The following is a 4764-nucleotide window of genomic DNA, read 5'->3' as shown; positions in this document are numbered from 1 at the left end:
AGGCTCGCAGCTCACCACCTGCCCACCTCCCGAAACGACATACCCATCCCCGCCATCCTTGTAGGGCAATCCCTACCCCCAACCTTCCATCCGGCTGAGGCGATTCTCTCCTGCGCCCCGATTTGCGTGCTCCCCAGCGTCCACTAGGCTTAGTCCACAGCAGTCATCAATAACAAAGGTGTGGGTATGAGCCAGGTCGATTCAAGCGCAGGGGCCAATGACATTCTGGTCAGCTTTCGTGGAGTGCAAAAGAGCTACGACGGCGAGAACCTGATCGTCAAAGACCTCAACCTGGACATTCGCAAAGGCGAGTTCCTCACGTTGCTCGGGCCATCCGGTTCCGGCAAAACCACCAGCCTGATGATGCTCGCCGGTTTCGAAACCCCGACCGCCGGTGAAATCCTCCTGGCCGGGCGCGCCATCAACAACGTGCCGCCGCACAAGCGCGACATCGGCATGGTGTTCCAGAACTATGCATTGTTCCCGCACATGACCGTCGCCGAGAACCTCGCGTTCCCGCTGACCGTGCGCGGCTTGAACAAGAGCGATGTCAGCGACCGGGTCAAACGTGTCCTGAGCATGGTTCAGCTCGAGACCTTCGCCCAGCGTTATCCGGCGCAACTGTCCGGTGGTCAGCAACAGCGTGTGGCCCTGGCCCGTGCATTGGTGTTCGAACCGCAACTGGTGCTGATGGACGAACCCCTCGGCGCACTCGACAAACAACTGCGCGAACACATGCAGATGGAGATCAAGCATCTGCACCAGCGCCTCGGCGTGACCGTGGTCTACGTGACCCACGACCAGGGCGAAGCCCTGACCATGTCCGACCGCGTGGCGGTGTTCCATCAGGGCGAAATCCAGCAGATCGCCCCTCCACGCAGCCTCTACGAAGAACCGAAAAACACCTTCGTCGCCAACTTCATCGGCGAGAACAACCGTCTCAACGGCCGCCTGCACAGCCAGACCGGCGATCGTTGCATCGTCGAACTCGGTCGCGGTGAAAAGGTTGAAGCGCTGGCGGTCAATGTCGGCAAGACCGGCGAACCCGTCACGCTGTCAATTCGTCCGGAACGCGTGAGCCTCAATGGTTCGAGCGAGTCCTGTGTCAACCGCTTCTCAGGGAGGGTGGCGGAATTCATCTATCTGGGCGACCACGTCCGGGTTCGCCTGGAAGTCTGCGGCAAGACCGACTTCTTCGTGAAACAACCGATTGCCGAGCTCGATCCCGGGCTTGCTGTCGGCGACGTGGTACCGCTTGGCTGGGAGGTCGAACACGTTCGCGCGCTCGACCCACTTCTAGAGGCGAACTGATCGCCCCCTGCTTCAACCAACCCTGCACGTGGAGAGAACAATAAATGTTGAGATCCCTGAAATTCACCGCCCTGGTCATGGGCATGATCGGTGCGGCACACGCGATGGCGGCGGGCCCGGACCTGACCGTGGTGTCCTTTGGCGGGGCGAACAAGGCCGCGCAGGTCAAAGCCTTCTACGCACCGTGGGAAGCGGCGGGTAACGGCAAGATCGTGGCGGGCGAGTACAACGGCGAGATGGCCAAGGTCAAAGCCATGGTCGACACCAAGAGCGTGTCCTGGGATCTGGTGGAAGTTGAGTCGCCAGAACTGTCCCGCGGTTGCGACGAAGACATGTTCGAGCAACTCGACCCGGCGCTGTTCGGCAAGACCGAAGACTACGTCAAAGGCGCTATCCAGCCTTGCGGCGTAGGTTTCTTCGTGTGGTCGACCGTGTTGGCCTACAACGCCGACAAGCTGGCCTCCGCACCCACCAGCTGGGTGGATTTCTGGGACACCAAGAAATTCCCGGGCAAGCGCGGCCTGCGTAAAGGCGCCAAGTACACCCTGGAATTCGCACTGATGGCCGACGGCGTTGCGCCGAAAGACGTCTACAAAGTGCTGGCCGGCAAAGACGGTCAGGACCGCGCGTTCAAGAAGCTTGATGAGCTGAAACCAAACATCCAGTGGTGGGAAGCCGGCGCACAACCGCCGCAGTACCTCGCTTCCGGTGACGTGGTCATGAGCTCGGCCTACAACGGCCGGATCGCTGCCGTGCAGAAAGAAAGCAACCTGAAAGTCGTGTGGAACGGCGGTATCTACGACTTCGACGCATGGGCCATTCCAAAAGGCCTGGACAAGGCACGTGCTGAAGCGGCGAAGAAATTCATCGCGTACTCGGTGGCGCCGCAGCAGCAGAAGACCTACTCGGAAAACATCGCCTACGGCCCGGCCAACACCCAAGCCGTACCGCTGTTGTCCAAGGATGTCCTGAAAGACATGCCGACCACCCCGGAAAACATCGCCAACCAAGTGCAGATCGACGTCAGCTTCTGGGCTGACAACGGCGAGCAACTGGAGCAGCGCTTCAATTCCTGGGCTGCGAAATAAGACCACCCCGTGGGCTTATCGACTCCCGTAGGAGCGAGGCTCGCCCGCGAAGACGTCAGCACATTCAACATCAATGTTGACTGACACGCTGCCTTCGCGAGCAAGCTTCGCTCCTACGGGGGGGATGTGTAGTTATCAAGAACAGAGGCGGCCTCGCGGTCAATGGATGCCGCCTCTGTAACGATCAAAGATTTCCGGAGTACGCCATGGCCACCGCCATTCCCCTGAACGCGGGCACTGACCCCACCTTGAAGCAGCGGCTCAAGCACGCCGAGCGGATCAACCGCTGGAAGGCCCAGGCCTTGATCGCGCCATTGGTGCTGTTTCTGTTGCTGGTGTTCCTGGTGCCCATCGTGGCGCTGCTCTACAAAAGCGTTGGTAACCCGGAAGTGGTCGGCGGCATGCCGCGCACCGTGGCGGCCATCGCCAGCTGGGACGGCCGTGGCCTGCCCGCTGAACCGGTTTACAAAGCGGCCAGCGAAGACCTCGCTGAAGCGCGCAAGAATCAGACCCTGGGCGACTTGTCCAAGCGCTTGAACATGGAGTTGGCCGGCTATCGCAGCCTGCTGACCAAAACCGCCCGCGCCTTGCCGTTCGCTACCGAACCGGCCTCTTATAAAGACGCGCTGGAAGGGCTCGACGAGCGTTGGGGCGACCCGGCCTACTGGCAAGCGGTGCGCCGCAACACCAGCAACATCACGCCGTACTACTTGCTGGCAGCGGTCGATCACCGCATCGACGACCTCGGCGAAATCGCCCCGGCCACGCCCGATCAGGCGATTTACCTCGACATCTTCGCCCGCACCTTCTGGATGGGCCTGATCATCACCGCCATTTGCCTGGTACTCGCCTATCCGTTGGCTTACCTGCTGGCGAATCTGCCGTCGCGTCAAAGCAACCTGCTGATGATCCTGGTGCTGCTGCCGTTCTGGACCTCGATTCTGGTGCGCGTCGCTGCGTGGATCGTATTGCTGCAATCGGGCGGGCTGATCAACAGCGGCCTGATGGCCATGGGCATCATCGATAAGCCGCTGGAACTGGTGTTCAACCGCACCGGGGTCTACATCTCGATGGTGCACATCCTGCTGCCGTTCATGATCCTGCCGATCTACAGCGTGATGAAAGGCATCTCGCCGACCTACATGCGCGCCGCGATTTCCCTCGGCTGCCACCCGTTCGCCAGTTTCTGGCGGGTGTACTTCCCGCAGACCTATGCCGGTGTCGGCGCCGGTTGCCTGTTGGTGTTCATCCTCGCCATCGGCTACTACATCACCCCGGCCTTGCTGGGCAGCCCGAACGATCAGATGGTCAGTTACTTCGTCGCCTTCTACACCAACACCAGCATCAACTGGGGCATGGCGACCGCACTCGGTGGGCTGCTGCTGTTGGCGACCGTGGTGCTTTATCTGATTTACAGCTGGCTGGTGGGCGCCAGTCGCCTGCGCCTGAGCTAAGGGGAGAATCGAAATGCTGAGTCCTTACATGTCGCCCATCGAACGGGTGTGGTTCTACAGCTTGCGGATTCTCTGCGGCTTGATTTTGCTGTTCCTGATTCTGCCGGTGTTGGTGATCATCCCGTTGTCGTTCAACTCGGGCAGTTTCCTGGTGTATCCGCTGCAAGGTTTTTCGCTGCACTGGTATCAGGACTTCTTCGCCTCGGCGGAATGGATGCGTGCACTGAAGAACAGCATCATCGTCGCCCCGGCGGCGACCGTGCTGGCGATGGTGTTCGGTACGCTGGCGGCGATTGGCCTGACTCGGGGCGACTTCCCGGGCAAGGCGCTGGTGATGGCGTTGGTGATTTCGCCGATGGTGGTGCCGGTGGTGATCATCGGTGTCGCGAGTTATCTGTTCTTTGCACCGCTGGGCCTGGGCAACAGCTTCTTCTCGTTGATCGTGGTGCACGCGGTGTTGGGTGTGCCGTTTGTGATCATCACGGTGTCGGCAACGTTGCAGGGGTTTAACCACAACCTGGTACGCGCCGCTGCCAGCCTCGGTGCTTCGCCGCTGACCGCGTTCCGCCGCGTGACCTTGCCGCTGATTGCACCAGGTGTGATCTCCGGTGCGCTGTTTGCCTTCGCGACCTCGTTCGATGAAGTGGTGGTGACGTTGTTCCTCGCCGGTCCCGAGCAAGCGACCTTGCCACGGCAGATGTTCAGCGGTATCCGCGAAAACCTCAGCCCGACGATTGCCGCCGCGGCAACGCTGCTGATCGCCTTCTCGGTGATCCTGCTGCTGACCCTGGAATGGCTGCGTGGCCGCAGCGAAAAACTGCGCACCGCCCAGGTTTGATCAGCTTTTGATTTTGTAGGAGCGAAGCTTGCTCGCGAAGAGGCCAGAACAGTCAGCATCGATGTTGACTGAC

Annotated in this window: 4 protein-coding genes; all 4 read left to right on the top strand. The window is 60.6% G+C overall.

All coding sequences use genetic code 11. The annotated features are described in order from the left end of the window. Positions 1–186 precede the first annotated feature (186 nt). The 4 genes from KGB27_RS30935 (at position 187) to KGB27_RS30920 (ending at position 4691) form a co-directional block, all read left to right on the top strand. Positions 187–1311: an ABC transporter ATP-binding protein gene (locus KGB27_RS30935; RefSeq protein WP_008027079.1), complete on the top strand. Its 1125-nt coding sequence runs from the start codon at positions 187–189 to the stop codon at positions 1309–1311. Between the two features lie 44 nt (positions 1312–1355). After that, positions 1356–2399 carry an ABC transporter substrate-binding protein gene (locus tag KGB27_RS30930; RefSeq protein WP_008035977.1) on the top strand — a complete coding sequence of 348 codons (1044 nt, stop codon included), beginning with the start codon at positions 1356–1358 and terminating at the stop codon, positions 2397–2399. 206 nt (positions 2400–2605) lie between these two features. Beyond that, positions 2606–3853 (top strand): ABC transporter permease, encoded by a 1248-nt coding sequence (locus tag KGB27_RS30925; RefSeq protein ID WP_008027082.1) that lies wholly within the window; start codon positions 2606–2608, stop codon positions 3851–3853. A gap of 13 nt (positions 3854–3866) precedes the next feature. Next, positions 3867–4691, top strand: a complete 825-nt coding sequence (locus tag KGB27_RS30920) for an ABC transporter permease (protein WP_008027084.1) — start codon at positions 3867–3869, stop codon at positions 4689–4691. The last annotated feature ends 73 nt before the right edge of the window (positions 4692–4764 follow it).

The organism is Pseudomonas sp. BF-R-01 (assembly GCF_019946615.1).
GTDB lineage: Bacteria > Pseudomonadota > Gammaproteobacteria > Pseudomonadales > Pseudomonadaceae > Aquipseudomonas > Aquipseudomonas migulae.
Note: the sequence above shows the minus strand (reverse complement) of the source record. Positions and strands in the feature narration are given on the sequence as shown.

What these genes read in the sequence shown, in the direction of transcription:
- KGB27_RS30935 (WP_008027079.1), top strand. Translation starts at nt 187, where the DNA reads ATGAGCCAGGTCGATTCAAGCGCAGGGGCCAATGACATTCTGGTCAGC.
- KGB27_RS30925 (WP_008027082.1), top strand. Translation starts at nt 2,606, where the DNA reads ATGGCCACCGCCATTCCCCTGAACGCGGGCACTGACCCCACCTTGAAG.
- KGB27_RS30930 (WP_008035977.1), top strand. Translation starts at nt 1,356, where the DNA reads ATGTTGAGATCCCTGAAATTCACCGCCCTGGTCATGGGCATGATCGGT.
- KGB27_RS30920 (WP_008027084.1), top strand. Translation starts at nt 3,867, where the DNA reads ATGCTGAGTCCTTACATGTCGCCCATCGAACGGGTGTGGTTCTACAGC.